Origin of the sequence: Caproicibacterium amylolyticum (genome assembly GCF_014467055.1) — a bacterium.
Taxonomy (GTDB): domain Bacteria; phylum Bacillota; class Clostridia; order Oscillospirales; family Acutalibacteraceae; genus Caproicibacterium; species Caproicibacterium amylolyticum.
Window position 1 is genome coordinate 1098329 of the sequence record NZ_CP060696.1, and the last position, 20147, is coordinate 1118475.

Annotated in this window: 14 protein-coding genes; 8 read left to right on the top strand and 6 right to left on the bottom strand. The window is 48.8% G+C overall.

Annotation, left to right across the window (positions count from 1 at the left end; genetic code table 11):
- The first annotated feature begins 207 nt into the window (after positions 1–207).
- The 6 genes from H6X83_RS05270 to alr all read left to right on the top strand — a co-directional run bounded on the left by H6X83_RS05270 (position 208) and on the right by alr (position 9076).
- A complete protein-coding gene (locus tag H6X83_RS05270) occupies positions 208–930 on the top strand; it encodes a hypothetical protein (RefSeq protein ID WP_212508099.1) in 723 nt (240 codons plus the stop codon).
- Positions 931–1013: 83 nt separating this feature from the next.
- Positions 1014–1388 (top strand): metal-dependent transcriptional regulator, encoded by a 375-nt coding sequence (locus H6X83_RS05275; RefSeq protein ID WP_212508100.1) that lies wholly within the window; start codon positions 1014–1016, stop codon positions 1386–1388.
- Positions 1389–1587: 199 nt separating this feature from the next.
- Positions 1588–3075, top strand: coding sequence for a radical SAM/SPASM domain-containing protein (locus H6X83_RS05280; RefSeq protein WP_212508101.1), 1488 nt, complete (start codon positions 1588–1590; stop codon positions 3073–3075).
- A 212-nt stretch (positions 3076–3287) separates the two neighbouring features.
- Positions 3288–3650 (top strand): fluoride efflux transporter CrcB, encoded by a 363-nt coding sequence (gene crcB, locus H6X83_RS05285; protein ID WP_212508102.1) that lies wholly within the window; start codon positions 3288–3290, stop codon positions 3648–3650.
- A gap of 484 nt (positions 3651–4134) precedes the next feature.
- Positions 4135–7893: a phosphoribosylformylglycinamidine synthase gene (locus H6X83_RS05290; RefSeq protein ID WP_212508103.1), complete on the top strand. Its 3759-nt coding sequence runs from the start codon at positions 4135–4137 to the stop codon at positions 7891–7893.
- Positions 7886–9076 (top strand): alanine racemase, encoded by a 1191-nt coding sequence (gene alr / locus H6X83_RS05295; protein WP_212508104.1) that lies wholly within the window; start codon positions 7886–7888, stop codon positions 9074–9076. The genes H6X83_RS05290 and alr overlap by 8 nt, the downstream gene beginning before the upstream one ends.
- Positions 9077–9543: 467 nt before the next feature.
- On the opposite strand, the gene H6X83_RS05300 is transcribed toward alr, so the two are convergent.
- From H6X83_RS05300 to uxaC, 6 genes are all read right to left on the bottom strand, one after another.
- On the bottom strand, positions 9544–10806 hold the full coding sequence (locus H6X83_RS05300) for a sn-glycerol-1-phosphate dehydrogenase (RefSeq protein WP_212508105.1): 1263 nt from the start codon (positions 10804–10806) through the stop codon (positions 9544–9546).
- Positions 10807–10955: 149 nt separating this feature from the next.
- Complete coding sequence (locus H6X83_RS05305; RefSeq protein ID WP_212508106.1) at positions 10956–11303, bottom strand: Hpt domain-containing protein; 348 nt, start codon at positions 11301–11303, stop codon at positions 10956–10958.
- A 20-nt stretch (positions 11304–11323) separates the two neighbouring features.
- Complete coding sequence (locus H6X83_RS05310; protein WP_212508107.1) at positions 11324–13432, bottom strand: two-component system response regulator; 2109 nt, start codon at positions 13430–13432, stop codon at positions 11324–11326.
- A 651-nt stretch (positions 13433–14083) separates the two neighbouring features.
- Positions 14084–15733 carry a putative bifunctional diguanylate cyclase/phosphodiesterase gene (locus H6X83_RS05315; RefSeq protein ID WP_212508108.1) on the bottom strand — a complete coding sequence of 550 codons (1650 nt, stop codon included), beginning with the start codon at positions 15731–15733 and terminating at the stop codon, positions 14084–14086.
- A 208-nt stretch (positions 15734–15941) separates the two neighbouring features.
- Entirely contained in the window at positions 15942–16910 is a 969-nt protein-coding gene (locus tag H6X83_RS05320) for a bifunctional 4-hydroxy-2-oxoglutarate aldolase/2-dehydro-3-deoxy-phosphogluconate aldolase (protein WP_212508109.1), read from the bottom strand.
- 15 nt (positions 16911–16925) lie between these two features.
- On the bottom strand, positions 16926–18326 hold the full coding sequence (gene uxaC / locus H6X83_RS05325) for a glucuronate isomerase (protein ID WP_212508110.1): 1401 nt from the start codon (positions 18324–18326) through the stop codon (positions 16926–16928).
- 181 nt (positions 18327–18507) lie between these two features.
- Between uxaC and H6X83_RS05330 the strand changes: the two genes are divergently transcribed.
- Positions 18508–19383, top strand: coding sequence for an AraC family transcriptional regulator (locus H6X83_RS05330; RefSeq protein WP_212508111.1), 876 nt, complete (start codon positions 18508–18510; stop codon positions 19381–19383).
- Position 19384: 1 nt separating this feature from the next.
- On the top strand, positions 19385–20119 hold the full coding sequence (locus tag H6X83_RS05335) for an alpha/beta hydrolase (RefSeq protein ID WP_212508112.1): 735 nt from the start codon (positions 19385–19387) through the stop codon (positions 20117–20119).
- The last annotated feature ends 28 nt before the right edge of the window (positions 20120–20147 follow it).

Below are 20147 nucleotides of genomic sequence, written 5' to 3' on the forward strand. Positions count from 1 at the left end.
CCAACTTTTCATTATAATAATATCCTGAAAAATGTCAAATTTTTGTGCAATTTAAGTGCACGCGGGCGAACGTAAATTATTTACTTTTTTAAGAACCTGTGTCGCATTTTTACAGAATTCTCTGTTCTGAAAAGGAACGATATGCTATAATAATACAGATTGTCGCTTTGCAGGAAAGATATCTGTTTGGGTAATGAGGAGAGAACAGTGAAAAAAGTGAAGAAATTTATAACACACAATCTGCTGGTGTTTGTGTTGTGCGGTGCGGTGCTGATTGTTTTTAATTTGATCCTCTTTGCATTGTGGGGCGCGGGAATTTCCAAAGACAACAGTGTGCAGAACACACCGTGGATGCTGGCGGATGCAACTTCGGCGGCCCTGCAAAAGCAGAGCGGAAGGTTTGTGCTGAATACTTCGCAGGAAACGGACCTGCGAAAAAAGCATGTTTGGGCTATGCTGATTGACAATACCGGCAAGGTGGTTTGGAGTACAAATCTGCCGGGGGAGATTCCCAAGAACTATACAATTTCGGATATTGCGGAACTGTCACGCACGTACTTAAATGGGTACCCTACTTTTACCAGTCCGCACAAAGAGGGTTTGGTTGTGCTTGGCTACCAGAAAAACAGCTACCTAAAAGTGCCGCGCAATAATTTGAACAACACCTTTTTGGCCAATATGCCGGCGTTTCTGCTGATTATCTTCTTGTGTGACGCGTTTTTGTTTTTCCTTATCTATATAGTTGTAAAAAAGCGGCTGCTGTTTACTACTGAACCGCTGATTAAGGGACTGGAAGCTGTGCAGCGCGGAGAGCCGGTGCATTTGGAGGAAAAAGGTCCGCTTTCACAGGTGGCGGCTTCCATTAACCAGATTGCAAAAGCAGCACAGGAACAGCCGAAAAAACATACACAGCAAAAAGGCAAACCCTGAGCAGCTTGCATTCTGTTCCATACTTTGCTACAATAAATTTATTTATTCCATCGGCGCGTAAGAGCAGAAAGGGGACGATGCATTTGAAAGTACAGGAATCAAGGGAAAACTATCTGGAGACTATCCTTATTCTGCAGAACCGAAACGGCTATGTGCGTTCCGTGGATATTGCCAGAGAGATGGGTTTCAGCAAGCCCAGCATCAGCCGGGCAATGTCTGTACTGCGCAAAGCCGACAGCATCATTATGGAGGACAGCGGACTGATTACACTGACTGATTCCGGGCGAAAAATCGCTGAAAACATTTATGCACGTCACCAGCTGCTCACCTCCTTTTTTATCGGGCTGGGGGTCAATGCACAGACTGCGGCGGAGGATGCCTGCCGGGTGGAGCATGACATCAGCGAGGAAACGTTTGAGCGCTTAAAAGTATATATGGAACAATCCGGCAAAAGCTAAGATGCAGCAGGAATGATTTATGACAATTTCTTTTTTTTGTCATACTTTAAGACTTTATTTTCAGGTTGTCTAAGGACAAATGGGGGTTTCATTCTTATAATGGAATTCATGACGGAGTGAAATAGCATTTGCTGCACTAAATTTAGAAATGCTTTGTGCTTTTCATGTTTATTTATCTATCTTTAGGAGGAAGTAAGTAATGGCAGACTACGGACTTAAAGAACAGCTCGAAAAATTTGGTATTAAGAAAGCCCTTGGCTACCTGGGTAAGGACCCTGAGAAAAATATCCCCAAACTGCTCAACATGATTGACAAATTCGATAAGGATGATATGTACAAGGGCCAGCGCGCCATGTTCCACCGCGTTATCGATAACCCGGACAACAACTGGTTTAAACTTATCAAAAAGCTGTACACCAACATTGACCTGCACGTGCTGCAGACCATCTTCTCCAACTTCATTGTCAACGCTACTTTGGTTGGCGGTAAGCGTCAGGATGTTGTCCGTAAAGAGCACGGCTGCAACGTGCCGTGGACAATTTTGCTGGATCCGACCAGCGCCTGCAACCTGCACTGCACTGGCTGCTGGGCTGCTGAGTACGGCAACAAGCTGAACCTGTCTTTTGACGAGATTGATGACATCATCAATCAGGGCGTTGCCATGGGTACCTATATGTACATCTACACCGGCGGTGAACCGCTGGTTCGTAAAGATGACATCATTAAACTGTGCGAGAAGCACAACGACTGTGTGTTCCTCTGCTTCACAAACTCTACTCTGATTGACGACAAGTTTGCAGAAGATATGCTGCGCGTCGGCAACTTCGTTCCGGCTATCAGCGTTGAGGGCACAGAGGCTTCTACGGATGCCCGCCGCGGCGAAGGCACCTTCCAGAAGGTTGCTAAGGCTATGGAAATCCTGCGCAACCATAAGCTGCCGTTCGGTGTTTCCTGCTGCTATACAAGCCAGAACGTTGACGCTGTAAGCAACGAGAAATTCTTTGACTGGATGATTGACCAGGGTGCACTGTTCAGCTGGTTCTTCACCTATATGCCGGTTGGCGTGGACGCGCCGACAGACCTGATGGTTCCTGCTGACAAGCGCGAACTCATGTATCATCAGGTACGCAAGTTCCGTGAAACCAAGGAGCTGTTCACACTGGACTTCTTCCTGGACGGCGAATATGTGTATGGATGTATTGCAGGCGGCCGTTATTACCTGCATATCAACGCAAACGGCGATATCGACCCCTGCGTGTTCATTCATTACTCTGATTCCAATATCCGTGAAAAGACTTTGCTGGAAGCTTATACTTCTCCACTCTTTATGGAATACCACAAGAATCAGCCGTTTAACGAGAACATGCTGCGTCCCTGCCCGCTGCTGGATAACCCCTATAAGCTGGAGAAGGTTGTTAAGGCAACCAACGCACACTCTACTGACCTTGTTAAACCGGAAGACGTTCATGATTTGTGTGCAAAGTGCGAAGTACGCGCAAACGAATGGGCACCGGTTGCAGAACGTCTGTGGGTTAATAGCGAAGGCAACAAGCATGGCCTCGGCTGCGAAAACACTATTTTGCCTGAGAACCGCATTGACCACTCCAAGGTGCGCCTGATGCGTGACGTGATTCAGGAAGATATTGAAGAAGACAATGCAAAGCGCGCTGCTAAGAACCAGAAATAAATTTAAAACTTTATCGGTAAGCTGTTTATGGCTGGCCACAGTGAAGGAACCTCTCTGCGAGGTTCCTTTTTTGTATGTGCACAATTTTTCGCAAAAAAGGTGTGAAAATTTCGGTACCTGCTCAAGTGTGCTTGCTATTTCTTTTAAGAAATATTTGTGCTAAACTGATAACAAATAGTGTGAAAACGTTTGAGAGCGAGGGAGAAACAATTATGCAGGCTTGTTTGCTTGTGGCTGCGGGCGGCGCAGTTGGCGCCGTTGCCCGGTACTTACTGGGGCTGATTCCAATTTCAATGGATTTTCCGATTATGACGATGCTAATTAATTTTTTCGGTTCAGTTTTAATTGGATTTGTGGCATCTTCACCGAATTTTTCTAAAGAAGCAATTCTCTTTTTGAAAACTGGTGTCTGCGGCGGCTTTACCACGTTTTCAACTTTTTCGCTGGATACGGTACATCTGCTGCAGGGAGAAAAGGCAATGTTGGGTGTTGCAAACGCGGCTGTCAGTGTTGGAGTTTGTTTGATTGGTGTGATGATTGGCGAGTACCTTGGACGAATGCTGCGGACAGCTTAATTGATTTACTTTCAGAAGTTAAGTAAAATGATTCAAGTGTTTGTCATTATAACGACTTAAATTTATAAATTAGCTTTTGAAACCAATAATATGTTAAAAATATCAAAATAATATAATGACTTGTTTAGGTAAATGGGGTATAATTTTAATTAATGTTTGACTTTGCCTGCAAGTCCTGTTTGAATACAGATTTTAATAATTACAGCACTACTCTCCAATGAGATCGGCACATTTCCGGCAGTGGAAGTGTGCCGATTTTCTATAGCCGGCTGTATCGCTGCGGAGTGGACGGATTTTTTTATTTGGAAACACTTGGTTTTGTGTCTTTCTGCTCTTTTATTGGATGAATATTTATGATAAAATAAAAAAATACGGCATAGAGTTCGAAGTAATCACATTTTCTGCTGCCGCCTGCGGGCAGCGGCACGAAAACCGTGAGCTTCAGCACACAAAAAGCCGGGAAACCGGCGGAACGGGGGAAACGATGTCTAACGTTAGCAGAGTTTTTGTGGAAAAGAAGCCCGGCTTCGACGTAGAAGCGCAGCATATTCGGGAGGATTTGGTCAACAATCTGGGCCTTACGGCAATCACTGCCCTGCGGCTCATCAACCGCTACGATGTGTCTGGCCTTTCGGCAGAGGAATTTGCCACGGCCCGCGACACCATTCTTTCAGAACCCAATCAGGATGCGGTGTATGATGAAGTATGCCCACTGGATGGTTGGCAGGTTTTTGCAATGGAGTATCTGCCCGGTCAGTACGACCAGCGCGCGGACAGCGCCGCACAGTGCGTGCAGCTGCTGACGCAGGGCGAACGCCCGCAGGTTGTCACCGCAAAGGTGGTTGCTGTGCAGGGAAATCTCACTGCGGCAGAGATGGAACGCATGGAAAACTACCTGATTAACCCGGTGGAAAGCCGCCTTGCTTCTATGGACAAGCCCCAGACACTGGAAATGCGCGTTCAGCGTCCGGCGGATGTTGCCCGTGTGCAGGGCTTTACTGCGTGGGATGAAGCGCAGATGAAAGAATATTACGCCAAAATGGGTTTTGCCATGACGCTGGAAGACCTGCTGTTTGTGCGTGATTACTTTAAGACAGAAGAACACCGCGACCCGTCCGTTACCGAACTGCGTGTAATTGATACCTACTGGAGCGACCACTGCCGCCACACAACGTTCAGCACAAAGCTTTTAAACATTGCAGTTGCCAAAAGCGCTGTCAGCGGCACGATTGAACAGGCGCTGCAGGCTTACTATGATGTGCGTGACGAAGTGTACGGCAAGAATACAAAGCGTCCGGTTTCGCTGATGGATATGGCAGTAATCGGCATGAAAGTGCTGAAAAAGCGCGGCCTGATTCCCGACCTTGACCAGAGCGAGGAAATCAATGCCTGCTCCATTGAAGTACCGGTGACCATTGACGGCAAAACCGAGCAGTGGCTGGTACAGTTTAAAAATGAAACACACAACCATCCGACGGAAATCGAGCCGTTCGGCGGCGCGGCAACCTGCCTCGGCGGCGCAATCCGCGACCCGCTTTCCGGGCGTGCTTATGTGTATCAGGCCATGCGTGTAACCGGCAGCGGTGACCCGCGCGTATCTGTTGAGGATACGCTGCACGGCAAACTGCCCAGCCGGAAAATCACCACTGGCGCGGCACATGGCTACTCTTCCTACGGCAACCAGGTTGGTCTGGCGACCGGCCAGGTGCAGGAACTCTATGACCCCGGTTACGTTGCGAAGCGCATGGAAATCGGCGCTGTTGTCGGCGCTTCCCCCAAAGCAAACGTTGTGCGTGAAGAACCCGCTCCCGGCGACAGCATTGTTCTGCTCGGCGGCGCGACCGGCCGCGACGGCATTGGCGGCGCAACCGGCTCCAGCAAGGCACACACCGAGGAAAGCGTAGAGGACTGCGGCGCTGAAGTGCAGAAAGGCAATCCGCCCACAGAACGTAAAATTCAGCGGATGTTCCGCAAGCCGGAAGTTGCACACATGATTAAGCGTTGCAATGACTTCGGCGCGGGCGGCGTCAGCGTTGCCATCGGCGAACTGGCACCCGGCCTGAAAATAGATTTAGACAAGGTTCCGAAAAAATATGAGGGTCTTGACGGCACCGAACTTTCTATTTCTGAAAGTCAGGAACGCATGGCAGTTGTGCTGGACCCGAAAGATACAGCAAAATTCATTGCGGAAGCGGAAAAAGAAAACCTGGCGGCTACTGAGGTTGCAGTAGTTACCGAAGAACCGCGCCTGCGGATGTTCTGGCGCGGGGATGAAATTGTGAGCATTACGCGCGCATTTTTGGACACAAACGGCGTTACACAGGAAACAAATGTGGAAATTGCGCCGGTTGATCCGCAGCAGAACTACCGTGAACAGGTGCCGGCGTGCCTTACCGGCAAACCGCTGGCAGAAGCGTTCCGCGAAAACCTGACCCGCTTGGAAGTCTGCGGGCAAAAGGGACTTTCTGAGCGCTTTGATGCTTCCATCGGTGCGGCTACGGTACTGATGCCGTTTGCGGGCAAGTATCAGCTGACACCGGAGGAGGGTATGGCCGCGAAGATTCCGACCGCCGGTGAAACAGATGATGCCACAGCAATGGCGTACGGCTTTATTCCGGGCATTTCCAAGTGGAGTCCGTTCCACGGCGCGGCATGGGCGGTTACTGAAAGCCTTTCCAAGCTCTGCGCACTGGGTGCTGACCCGCTGAAAGCACGATTGACTTTCCAGGAGTACTTTGAGCGCATGACAGAAGACCCGAAGCGCTGGGGAAAGCCGACTGCCGCACTGCTGGGCGCACTTTCCGCACAACTGGGCATGGGTCTGCCCGCAATCGGCGGCAAGGACAGCATGAGTGGCACCTTTGAAAAGCTGGATGTACCGCCCACACTGGTCAGCTTTGCCATTTCCATGACCAAGGCGAGCAAGACACTTTCCGCGGCACTGCAGGGTGCAGGCCACGCAATCGTGCTGTTCCCGCTGCCGGTGGATGCGGAGACCCTGCTGCCGGACTGGGAAGCCCTGAAAAACTACTATACCGAAATTGAAAAGCTGACTGCTTCCGGCGCGGTGCTTGCTGCTGCGGTCGTCAAAGAAGGCGGCACAGCGGCTGCTGTGGCAAAGATGGCCTTCGGCAACAAAGTCGGTGTTTCCTTTGACCGCAATATGGAGGACGCACAGGCGCTCTTTGCACCGCGCTGCGGCGCACTGGTGCTGGAACTGAAAGAGGGCACCGCGTTCCCGAAGAACGCAGTAAAAGTGGGCGATACCATTCCGGACAAAGAATTTGTTCTGGGCGGTGCCCATATGATGCTGGATGACCTGATTGCTGCGTGGAGCGGAACGCTGGAAGCAGTTTTCCCGAGCAAGGCAAAGGAAGTTCCCGTTTCGCGCGACATTCCGCTTTATAAGGAGTATTCTGCAAAGGCGCTTGCCATAAAAGCAGCAAAACCGCGTGTGTTCATTCCGGTTTTCCCGGGCACCAACTGCGAATACGACAGCGCAAAAGCGTTTGAGCGCGCGGGTGCTGAAGCGAATGTGCTGGTTGTGAAGAACCTGACACCGGCCGGCATTGAGGAAACTATTGATGCCATGGCCAAGGCCATTGCACAGAGCCAAATGATTATGCTGCCCGGCGGTTTCTCCGGCGGCGATGAGCCGGACGGTTCCGGCAAGTTTATTGCCACCACTTTCCGCAATCCGAAGATTGCAGAAGAAGTGACCCGCCTGCTGGAGCAGCGCGACGGCCTGATGCTGGGTATCTGCAACGGATTCCAGGCACTGATTAAGCTGGGACTGGTGCCGTACGGTAAAATTATGGAGCCGAGTGCCGCGGCACCGACCCTGACCTTTAACACACTGGGCCGCCACGTTTCCCGCATGGTGTATACGCGTGTGACCAGTGTGAAATCCCCGTGGTTTGCCGCGGTCAAGCCGGGCGATGTTTTTGCGGTGCCGGTTTCTCATGGTGAGGGACGTTTTGTGGCAAGTGACGAAGTTCTGGATACGCTGATTCAGAACGGACAGGTTGCCACACAGTACACAGCCCCCTGCGGCTGCCCAAGCGGAAAAATTGAGTGGAATCCCAATGGCTCAGTCTGCGCGATTGAGGGTATTACCAGCCCGGACGGACGCGTTCTGGGCAAGATGGGCCACAGCGAGCGGCGCGGTACGGATCTGTACAAAAACGTACCCGGCGAAAAGGATCAAAAACTGTTTGAATCGGGTGTAAAATACTTTGAATAATTCACTGAAACGTACCTGGGCGGAAATCGACTTGGATGCCGCTGCTCACAATTATAAAGCAATTCGGGAGGCTATGCGCCCCGGTGCAAAAATGTGCTGTGTGGTCAAGGCGGATGCCTACGGCCACGGCGCAGAGCAGCTGGCACATCTGTATGAACGCCTGGGTGCGCAGTGGCTGGCTGTTTCCAATCTGGAGGAAGCCATACAAATTCGGGCCTGCGGAGTTGGCCTGCCGATTTTGATTCTTGGCTATACGCCGCCGACAGAAGCCAAAAAGCTTGCTGATTTGAACATTGCGCAGGCGGTGCTTTCTGAAAAATATGCGCAGGAACTGGATGCGGAAGCGGCCAAAGCAAAGGTGAAGGTTCGCACACACATCAAGGTGGACACCGGCATGAGCCGGATTGGCTTTGTGTATCAGGAACCGCAGCGGGACGGTGAGTCATTGCTGGAGATTCAGCGTGTTTGTACGCTGCAAAACCTGTTGCCGGAGGGTATTTTTACTCACTTCGCGGTTGCGGATGAGGGTGCAGGCGGAGAAGAATTTACCCGCCAGCAATACAAATGCTTTACCAGTGCGATTGAAAAGCTGGAGTCAGTTGGTGTTCGTTTTCGCATTCGTCATTGCGACAATTCCGCCGGACTGATGGATTATCCGGAGTTTCAGCTGGATATGTGCCGCCCCGGTGTCATTCTGTACGGCATGATGCCTTCCAGCAAGGTGCAGAAGCAGCTTGACCTGCAGCGCGTTATGCGCCTGAAAAGTGTTGTTTCTCTGATTAAGGTCATTCCGGCGGGAACACCGGTCAGCTATGGTTGCACTTATCGCACGGAACGCGAAACCAAAGTAGCAACGGTGCCGATTGGCTATGCGGATGGCTACCCGCGTATGCTTTCCGGCAAGGTGGACGTGCTGATTCGCGGCAAACGCGCGCATAGCATTGGCCGCATCTGCATGGACCAGATGATGGTGGATGTAACCGATATACCGGATGTGCAGGAAGAGGATATTGTAACGCTGATTGGTGCAGACGGCGACGAAACCGTTACAGCGGATGAAATGGCGGAGTTGATTGGTACCATCAATTATGAAATTACCTGTGATATCAGTAAGCGCGTACCACGGATTTACTACAAAAAGGGCCGCGCAGTTGCGGAAATGAATCTGATTTGCGGCAACTGACCTTAAAATCATAAAATGAAATCCGGCACACAGAGTGAAATCTGTGTGCCGGATTTTTATGTTTTTGCCCGTACATGAGAAGTTCCGCCCACCCTTTCAAGGGCGGTAGGTGCGGCGAAGCCCACGGTCTTGATCTTTGACCGTAAAGTCATTGTATTGGGAAAAGGGAATACAGCAGTGTTTCCTTGCGGCGGGCGGAGCCACGCAACAAGTGCCAGACCTTGGATGACTCCGGTATTGACGGCTGTGGGAGGAAAAGGGTCAGCAAAGTCTTGCCCCTTGCAGAACACTTTGTCAGTCACCACAGACATTTTACCAAGGCAACTCTTTGCGGCGCCGCTTCGCCGCCGCAGGGGAACGTTACTGCTATCCTTTTTTACACGAAGGGGGCTTTACGGTTAAGAGCCGAGGTCGCGGGGCTCGGCCCCACACCCCGCAGCCTTGTGAACAAGGCTGGCGAAAACTTCTTAGCTGATAACTTCTTCGTAAAAATCAAACCTCTTTAAAATACGCATAACAGTCAGACGGTTGCGAACATACGGTGAAAGCCGCAGAGAATCGGTGCGCAGGGAAGCGTCAAGCCCAATATCTGCCATCGTGCGGACACCGCCGACCTGTTCCAGAATTGCGGAAAGTTCTGCGGTAGTGGGTACAGCATCCAGAATGTCAGCCAGTTCCGTTTCCTTTGCGAGCAGTGTTTCATCTGTCAAGTTTGCCATGGGGTCAGGATCGTTTTCTTTCAAAATGCTGTGCAGCAGATGTTCGGGGAACTTTTCTTTCAGCAACGCTGTTTCAATACTGTGGTAAGGAACTGTACCGGCACCTGCACGCAGCTTTTTGGCGGCGCGATGGTAAACATCTGCGGCAAGCAAAAGGCCAACACCCACTTTTTGACCGTGATAGGCATCCACGTAAGAATTGATGGCTTCCATTTCCCACAAATGCGAAAGGTGATGTTCCGCGCCGGAAGCCGGACGGCTGTTTCCGGCCATCTGCATGGCAAGGCCGGAAAGCAGCAGGCCGTACATCAGCGTTTCATAGGCTTCTTTACTGCCTTTTGCAAGTTCCGGCAGGCATCCGCGCAGTGTTTGAAGCGCCTTGTCCTCTAACTCACAAATGTGCGGGCAGATGTATTCTCCGGTCAGCAGATGAGAAGCTTTCCAGTCGGCAAGTGCGGTGTACTTGCCGAGTAGGTCTGCAACGCCGGAAGCAGTCAGGCACTGCGGTGCCTTTGAAAAAATATCGGTGTCCGCAAGTACATAGAGTGGTGAAACCGCAGAAAATGTCTTTTTAAAGCCTTCCCATGTCATGGCTGCAACCGTGGAAACAAAGCCGTCTACGCTGGCAGCGGTAGGTACAGAAATAAAAGGAATCCCTTTTTCGTGCGCGATAAATCTTGTAATGTCATGAACTGTACCGGAGCCGGCAGCGACCAGAATGTCAGGAGCGTTTTTCAGCTGTTCTTTGGCGAGTGCAACACCACGTTCATTAGCGTGCAGATTCCGTGCAGGAAGTTTTATGCAGACGCAGTTTGGCAGCATGGCACAGGCAGTTTTGCCGGCTGCGGCGTAGGTGTTTTCATCGCAAATTACAGCGGGGCTGTGGTATGCATGCAACAGCTCCGGCAGGCGACGTAGTGCGCCCGACTCAATCCACAGGTCATTCACAAACAAGGGATGTGTTTTTCCGCAGATGCATGGTGCTTTCAAGGATTCTATTGAAATTTCCATGGGATCAACCTCCGATATCTTATTTATCATGCATTTGTAATTGTATCGCATTGCTTTACGGAAGACAAGCTGGTTTTGGTAAAAGTCAAGACAACGCAAAAAAATCCCCGTATGCTGCTTATCAGCGGCCGGGGGATTTGCAAATTCGATTATTGCAGAATGATTTTTTCCATTCTGACTTTTTCAATTTTTATGTCGTGAAGCTGTTGGTCACAATTTGCATAATCGTGCGTACGTAGTGCTTCCACAAGAACACAGATCGTTTTGTAAAGCGGAGTGAGTCCCAAATTTGCAGCGACACCTTTTAACATATGGGCATCGTCAAATGCCGCAGAAAAGTTTTTTTCCTGCAGGGCGGCCTCAAGTTTTTGGAAACCTTCATCCTTAGAGAAGGAAAGTAAGCAGTCCAAGTACATTTCTTCATCTTGAAGAAAACGTTCCATGGTAGGGATTGTATCAGCACCATAAACATTCAATAAATCCGTTAGTTTACTCATGAAAATTCTCCTCTGAACCGTTAGGCGGTTGTACTGTTTAACTCAGATACATTCGAAACAAAATCTGCGGAAGCCATTACAAGCGTTTTGTGTGTGCTTTGGCAAATGAGCTGCATCCGCATTCGAACCGTATATTCTTTATTTGGAATGCTGTAGAATACTTGCGAAAACGGTTCTCCATTTTGCATTCCATCCTGCAGAATTTTCTGAAATTTTTCTGCGTCTGAAACACAAAAAATAGTAGTAAGGCTTGCACCAACATAGCCGTTTATAAAACTGCACTTCTGCATGAAGGCGTCGTTCGGTCGAATTAACAGCAGCTTTCCATTTTGATATTCAAACAACGCGAGTGCACCGATAAAACCATTAAATACGCGGTTAAACGTAGAGTCCATTTTCCAGATTTCTTCCTGCGGAATCAGATTCGCTTTTTCACAGGAGAGTATGGACACAGCAAGCTTGTTTTTGTTTGCTGTTTGTATCGAAAGCAGGTGCTGATAATCGTCGGACGGCATGGGTTTTGCGAAGTAATATCCCTGTCCATAATTGCAGCCTAGACCGCGCAGGTATAGCATCTGTTCACGTGTTTCAATACCCTCTGCAACGACGGTGACTTCCAGCCATTTGGCGAGGTTCATGATAAAAAATAAAATATTGCCGCCGCGGCTGGTTGTCTGTGCACCTCGCAGAAAGCGCATGTCCAGCTTTAGTGTATCAACCGGCACTTCGTTCAGCATGTTCAGGGAAGAATAGCCGGAACCAAAGTCATCCATGTCAATTTGGAAGCCGTATTGTTTCAGGCGGTCAACCGTTGCAATCAACTGTTTCGGATTGTCCATATAAGCAGTTTCTGTAATTTCCAACTGTATGTATTCTGGCTTTAGCTGCTGCTGATTTAAAATATCAATGATAATTTCCGGCAGCTGCGGATTATAAATATCTACACGTGAAAGATTGATGGAAACCGGTACACAGGGCAGGCCGCTGTCTAACCATTCACGCATTTGTCCGCACACAGTTTTCCAAACAAAGATGTCCAGCTGTGTAATGAAACCATTTTGCTCAAATAAGGGTACAAAAGTGTCGGGCGGCAGGAACCCCCTTTTCGGGTGTTTCCAACGTACCAACGATTCAGCACCAATCAATTTTTCTGTTTCCAAGTCATATTTTGGCTGATAATAGACAACAAATTCACCGTTAAGCAGAGCCTGATTCATTTCCGCAGTAATCTGCTGTTCTTCACTCAGGCGGTCGCCAATGGCTTTGCTGTAGAATGCCAGGTTTGTACCGTACATTTGGGTAATGGATTTGCATGCAATCTTTGCTCGGTCACACATGGCGCGAACCGTAATACTGCGGTCATCAACTGGGTAAATTCCGAATTTCAGCTGCAGATTCATGTGAATCGGCTGCTCTTTCAGAACTGCTTTCATTTTAGAGATAATTGGTGAATAGGTAGCCTGCCTTGGCAGAATTGCGGCAAAAATATCACCGCCGTGGCGGCAGACACAGCCGTTTGGAATACAGTCCTTCAGCAATTTTGCAAGGAAGCAGAGCAGCCAGTCGCCTTTGCTTTCTCCAAACACATCGTTTACTAATTTAAAGTTTTTAATATCCATGCAAAGAATATCGTATTCGTTGTCTGGATTCTGACTAAGCATTTCCTTGGCACGCATGTAGAAAGCTTCTTTGGTATACAGATGTGTTAAGGCATCGCGTTCCACCATATTGACAAATGCAGAGGTTTCGTGCAATTTAATAATATTTGCAAGGCGCTGACGAACCAGTGCTGGATTATAAGGCTTTGTAAGAAAATCGGATGCACCGCGCGCCAGTGCGTCAATTTCAGAATCTGTGCCCTCACGCTGTGTTTCCACGATAACCGGAACGGCTGCCAGTTCTTTGTCAGTCTGTTGGATATCTAAAAATTCATATCCGTTCATTACGGGCATAATTAAATCCAGCAGCACAGCGGAAATAGCTTCCGGCTGCTGGCGCAAAATTTGCAGTGCTTCTTTGCCATTAGCAGCCTGCAGGGTATCGTAAGTGTCGGAGAGAATTTTGCAGAGAATCTGGCGGTTAATCTGGCTGTCATCCACAATTAGGACGAGCCGTTTGTCTGAGACCATCCAACAACTTCTCCTTTCTGCTTTGAGCAGCAAAATCTGCTCAATGTATATTTCCACAGAGTAGCTAGGGGAAAAACTTTCTGTGGATAAAAGCAGGTGCAGGTCCGGTTAATAGATTCATTGATTAGACGAAATCCAGTTAGCTTAAAAACTAAGTAAAAAGACAAATTGCATTTTAAGCGGGAAATCAAATGACGATGTAAATAAAATAAAGAATCAATATACAGAAAATTATATACTTTTATGAGTATCATTTCAATATCATGGAACACATAAAATTCAGATAAATTTTATAAACCTACATAAAGTAACTGTAAAATGCATTTAAATTAGGATTATTTAGAAAATATAAGTAAATCATGTTTACATAAAATTGTAGCATGAATAAAAATCTGCACATTTTATATTTGTATTTTATCAACTATTGAATGCAGTTTTTTGCATGTGGGTTGAAAATTGAAAATGTGCTGTTTGTGTTTCTTTCACGGAGATGATCGGAAGAACAATGAAAGCAGCGACGCTTTTTTGAGGCAGGAAAGAAACAATAGAATTACTTAATCTAATGAATCTATCTGTAAAATAAAACAAATTCGGAAAATTTCCATAAGAGAAGGCTGCTGCATTAAAAATTGCAGCAGCCTTTGTAAAAATTTATGATGCAGAGTATGAACACAGGTATTGTTTTGCAAATTGTTCGGCGGGGATTGGCCGACTAAAATAAAATCCCTGAATAATGTCACAGCCGTAATCCATCAGCAGCTGAGCCTGCTCAGGTGTTTCTACGCCCTCCATAACAATCTGCATGCCCAGCTCCCGCGCCATGACAATCATGTGCCGCAGAATGGTGCGGCTGCGGGGAGAAATATTGTGCCCTTTTAAAAAGCCGCAGTCCAGTTTCAGTACGTCTACTTCCAAACCGTCCAGAAAATTCAGGGAGGAGTAGCCATTTCCAAAGTCGTCCATATTTATGGAGAAACCATCACTGCGCAGTGACTGAAGAACCTGCGCAAGTTCATCGGCATCCTGTATGAACAGGCTTTCGGTCAGTTCAAGTTCCAGCATTTTAGGCGACAGGCGGTAGTGGTTGGTTAGACTGACAACAGTTGAACGAAATTCCGAGTTGCACAGGTGCAGCCGTGAAACATTCACAGAGATTGGTACAGTTGAAAGTCCCTGGTCAATCCAGCTGCGCTGCAGACGGCAGGTTTCCCGCCAGATGTAGGAATCCAGCTGCAGAATAAAGCCGTTGCGCTCAAACAGCGGAATGAACTGGTCAGGCGGAATAATACCCAGTGTAGGATGGTTCCAGCGAACCAGCGCCTCAGCACCAACCACATGGTGTGTATGCAGGTCATATTTCGGCTGCAGATACACCAAAAATTGACCGGATTTCAAAGCATCTTCCATTTGAAATTCAATCATTTTTTCGCGGCGCTGCTGCTCGCGGATACTGTCATTGTAAAACTTGCAGTGCGGCAAAGGGGCAGTCTTTGCAAACTTGTGTGCAAAGCCGGCTTTTTCCAGACAGGCAATGGAGAGCTCACAGTTGTCTGCGGGGCGGTAAATGCCTGCAGCCGGCAGCAGCGGCGTGCTTTTTAAGGATGTGCCGACATTAGGCAGACAAAAGGAACCGCCAATACTGCTCATGAATTTTTCTGCAGCGTCGTTGGTTGGCTGGTCTGTCATTACGCAGAAAACATCTGCAAACATATGCCCACAGCAGTCATGAGGTCCAATGTGCTGCCGCAGCGTTTGCGCGATGAACGAAAGCAGGCGGTTACCTTCCTGCATACCGAATGCGTCATTAAAAATCCTGAATTTATCCACATCCATCCGGATGAAAACATAATGTGACTGCGGGAATTCATGGCGTAGCCGATCAGCCTGCCTACAAAATTCTGCCTGTGAAAAAAGACCGGTGATTGGGTCACGCTCTGCAAAACTGCTGATATTTTTATTCGCGGCAGAGAGAGACAGACATGAAATGTCCGTACCGGTTACTAAAATAGAACTGCGCCCGTTTAATTCTGTAATCGATCTTCGCATAAGGTAGCTGCGTCCGGTTCGCGCGTCAGCATATTGTTTTTGGCAGCCGTTTTCAGATAATAGACTGTGCTGACAGTTGAGGCATGGCTCTGTTTGCCCGAATAGTGCCTGATAGCATTTGCAGCCGCTGCCGGGTACAGCATTTCTATTGTATGCAAAATTTTGAGCAGATTGATTCCAGTAAAGCAGTTCATAGGTCTGCGCGTCACTGATATATGTCAGGATGTCTAATACATCCAAGAGGTTTTGTTCCATTACATGTTCCTCGCTGCAGCAGATAGTATTCATAAATTGCTTAAAATTTCTAACCAGAACCATTCTACTACATCAATGTGAGAAAGAAAAGTGATTGATTTGAATATTTTTAACTTTTCTGAAAGTTTGTGCAAAAAGACCACAGTGATAAGAGGATCCACTGTGGTCAATAAATCAATATGCAATCTTTTGAAAGCAACGATTGTTTTTACGCCGGTTCGTTTTCCAGAAGATGTATTGCAAAGCCGCCGAATTCCCCTTTCAGGTAGATTAGCCGCAGTTCGCCGTTTTCCTTATACTGGCAGCTTTCTTCATCAAAGCAGACTCCGCGCAGCTTCAGGTACTCAACTGCACGCTGCAGATGGTTGACACCCAGTGCAATGTGACCATGCGTGCCGCGTCCCGGCTGTTTCATCAGTTCAAAAAGACTGCCGCTGAAATAGGAAAGTGGCTGTTCTTCTTTTGGCAGGGAAAGCATGCTGAGAGTGTCACCAAGTGCGGAGGCTTCGTCGTTACTGGTGCAGTTGATGCCGACATGCTGAACGCGCAGTCCCAGTATCGTTTGTACAGCCTGCCGGGTCAGGCGCTCAATTTCGTCAAACTGATGGTTTACAATCAGGTTTTCCTTTACCATCCACGTGCCGCCGCAGGCAAGAATCTTATTGAAAGAGAGGTAACTGTCCAGATTTTCCGGCTTTATGCCGCCGGTCGGCATGAAGTGCAGATTAGAATAAGGGGCGCACATTGCCTTAATCATGCTGATGCCGCCGGCCGGTTCTGCCGGGAAAAACTTAACGGCATCAAGACCAAGTTCCATAGCACCTTCACACTCGGCAGGTGTTGCGCAGCCCGGCAGCATGGCAACGCCGCGCTCTAAAACGTGTTTGGTGACTTTGGGGTTAAACCCCGGGCTGACAATAAACTGTGCACCGGCCTCAATGGCTTTGTCCGCTTGTTCGGTTGTCAGTACGGTGCCGGCACCGACAAGCATTTCCGGTACAGCGGCGCGGATGCGGCGAATCGCTTCATCTGCTCCGGCGGCGCGGAATGTCACTTCCGCAGCTGGCAGACCGCCGCGACAGAGTGCCTGTGCCAGTGGAACAGCATTTTCGATATCATTGATTTTGATGACCGGCACAACGGTGACTGCACTAATTCGTTTTAAAATGTCATTCATGTTGAGAACTCCTTTTCACTTTGTCAAATAAGCCGCAATATTATTGTAACAAATATCTTCCACCATGCCGCCCAAAAGGTCATAGTCCATCGGCAGTTCGCCACGCTCCGTCCACTCGCCGAGCAGGTTGCACAGGATACGGCGGAAATACTCGTGCCGTGTGTAGGAAAGGAAACTGCGGGAATCGGTCAGCATACCGACAAAGCCGGAGAGCAGGCCGGTGTTGGCAAGTGCTTTCATCTGTGCTTCCATGCCGTCGCGGTGGTCGTTGAACCACCATGCTGCACCCAGCTGCATTTTTTGCGGAAAAACATTTTCCTGGAAGCAGCCGAGTACGCTGGCAAGTTTGTCGTTGTCATTTGCGTTGAGTGAATAGACAATCGTTTTCGGCAGTTCACCGGTTTTGTCAAGTGAATCCAGAAGTGCAGCAAGGGAAGCGGCAGAAATGCCGTCGCCGACCGCGTCGAAGCCGGTGTCAGCACCGCACTCTGCAAACATGCGGGTGCTGCAGCTGCGAATCACGCCGAAGTGCAGCTGCATGACAAAACCGATTTTGTGGTAAATGCGTCCCAATGAAATCATCAGTTGATTTTGGTAGGCATTGCTTTCTTCATTGGTCAGTTTATTGCCGGACATGCGCTTTGTAAATGCGGCTTCCGCTTCTGCGCGCGTACCGCAGCAAAAATCTGGAGAAGCAAGGCTCTGGTCTGCCACTAAGCATCCTGCAGCCTTGAAATATTCCGCGCGTTTTTCCAGCGCGGTTTCCAGTTCCGCAAATGTTGTAACGGGTGTACCGACTGCTGCAGACAGCTTCTGCATCCAGCTGACAAAATTTTGATCTTCCGGATGCAGTGCTGTTTCGGGGCGGAAAGACGGCAGAACCTTTGTCGCAAAGCTTGTATCCGCGGCGAGTGCCTTGTGGCAGTGCAGATCATTAACAGGATCGTCCGTTGTGCACAGCGCTGCAACATTGCTGCGGCGAATCAGGGAGCGTACAGAAAATTCCGGCTTCTGCAGCTGTTCATTGCAGGTCTTCCAAATGCGCGGCGCACTTTCTGGTGTCAGCAGGTCATCTACATGAAAGTAACGTTTCAGTTCCAGATGTGTCCAGTGATACATCGGATTGCCCGCACAGCGGGGAATCGTTTCCGCAAATTTCAGAAATTTTTCGTAAGGATCGGCATTACCGGTGATGTATTTCTCCGGGACACCGGCGGCACGCATCAGGCGCCATTTGTAATGGTCTCCGGAAAGCCAGATTTCCGTCATATTGCTGTAGGTTTTGTCCTGCAGGATTTCTTCCGGATTCAGGTGGCAGTGGTAGTCAAATATCGGTGCTTTCTCCGCAAAGCGGTGGTACAGCAGGGAAGCTGTGCCGTTGTGCAGCATAAAATCATCATGAATCAGAGGTTTCAATAGAATATTCACTCCTTTGCAGCGATAAGCTGCATTTATCTGCTTTTCAGTATACTCTGTTTTTTGCATAATACTTTGCGAAAATTGCGGAACTGGTATGCAAAAATTGCGCAGTTATACCTTGCTTTTTTGGAAAGCATGCGGTACTATAAATAGAAATCAACATTGCGGAGATAGAACAGTGAAGCAGCTATTTGGCGAATTTACCGACCGGCAGGAAATGATACGGCCGGACTTTGAATATTTTCATTCTGTAAACCGCGAGCCGGTACAGGTGCCGTACCACAGCCATGATTTTTATGAAGTCCTGCTTTTCTTTTCCGGCAATGTGGACTATGTAGTCGAGGGGCGGGTATATCATCCGCAGCAGGGGGACGTGCTGCTGACCAATAACCGGGAACTGCACCGTCCGCAGGTGCGGGAGGGGCAGACCTATGAACGCATTGTGCTGTGGCTGCAGCCTGGCTACGTACGTTCGTTGGGCGGCAGCGAAAACTTGGCACTGTGTTTTGAAGCGTCTTCGCGGCAGCATTCCAACCTGCTTCGTCCGCAGGAGGAGATACGCCGAAAACTTCAAAACCTCTGCGGTGAGTTGGAGCAGGTCTATATTAGCGATGCTTACGGCAGTGCTGCGCTGCGGCGTGCGTACTGTATGCAGCTTTTGGTTTGGCTGAACCGTGCTTATTTTTCAGCATCGCCGGAGGAACAGAGTGTTGACTGTGACAGCAAGGTGGATGAAATTGTACGGTATATCAATGAACATTTAAAAGAGGAATTATCCCTCGATGTGCTTTCCGCACGTTTTTATTTGAGCAAGTATCATTTAACGCGGCAGTTTAAAAAATATATGGGCTTTTCCGTGCATCAGTATGTTGTGCGAAAGCGGCTGATTGCAGCGCGGCTGGCTTTGCAGTCCGGCAGTACGCCCGGCGAAGCCTTTGCACAGAGCGGTTTTGCGGATTATACAAATTTTTCCCGTGCGTTCCGCGCGCAGTACGGCATTTCACCGCGTTCCGTACAGGAGGAAAAATTAACAAAAGGAAGGAAGAATAGTTGAAATGAGTCGGAAAGGAACACTGACAGAACTGCCGTGTGGTAAGCGCTCAGTGTTGGTTTACTGTCCTTCTGCGGAATTTTGTAAAGCGCAGCTGCCGATTGCGTGGATCTGCGCTGGTGACGAGGTACGAACCACATTGGAACAGATACTTTTACAGTTGGAACCGCAGTTTGGCAGAACGTGTGCACCCTTCTGTATCTGCAGTGTTGTGCCGGCGGAGTGGGGGCGGGATTACACACCGTGGCCGGTACCCTCTCTGTGGAAAAGCGGCGAGCCTTTTACCGGCGGCGCAAAAGATTTTTTTGAGCTGCTTACCTGTCAGGCAATGCCGTTAGTACAAAAACGGCTTCCGGTCAGTGAGCAGGCGGAGCAGACTGCATTGCTCGGTTATTCACTGGGAGGACTTGCTGCTCTCTGGCAAACTGCTCAGGATTGGCATTTCGGCATGTGCGGCAGCATATCGGGTTCTCTTTGGTATGATAATTTTCCAGCGTGGTTTGCCGAACGTATTGACGGCTTTCGTGAAAAAAAAGTTTATCTTTCTCTGGGACGCAGTGAGGAAAAGACACGTGATCCACGCATGCAGCAAGTTGGGGACTGTACGCGGCGTGCCGCAGAGTTGCTGCACTCATGTACAAAGCAATCTGTGCTGGAGTGGAACAGCGGCGGGCATTTTACGGGAATCCCGCAGCGTATTGCAAAGGCTTTGCTCTGGCTTTTTCGGTCGCCACAGTAAAAAGGATTTATAAAAATAAAAAAACACA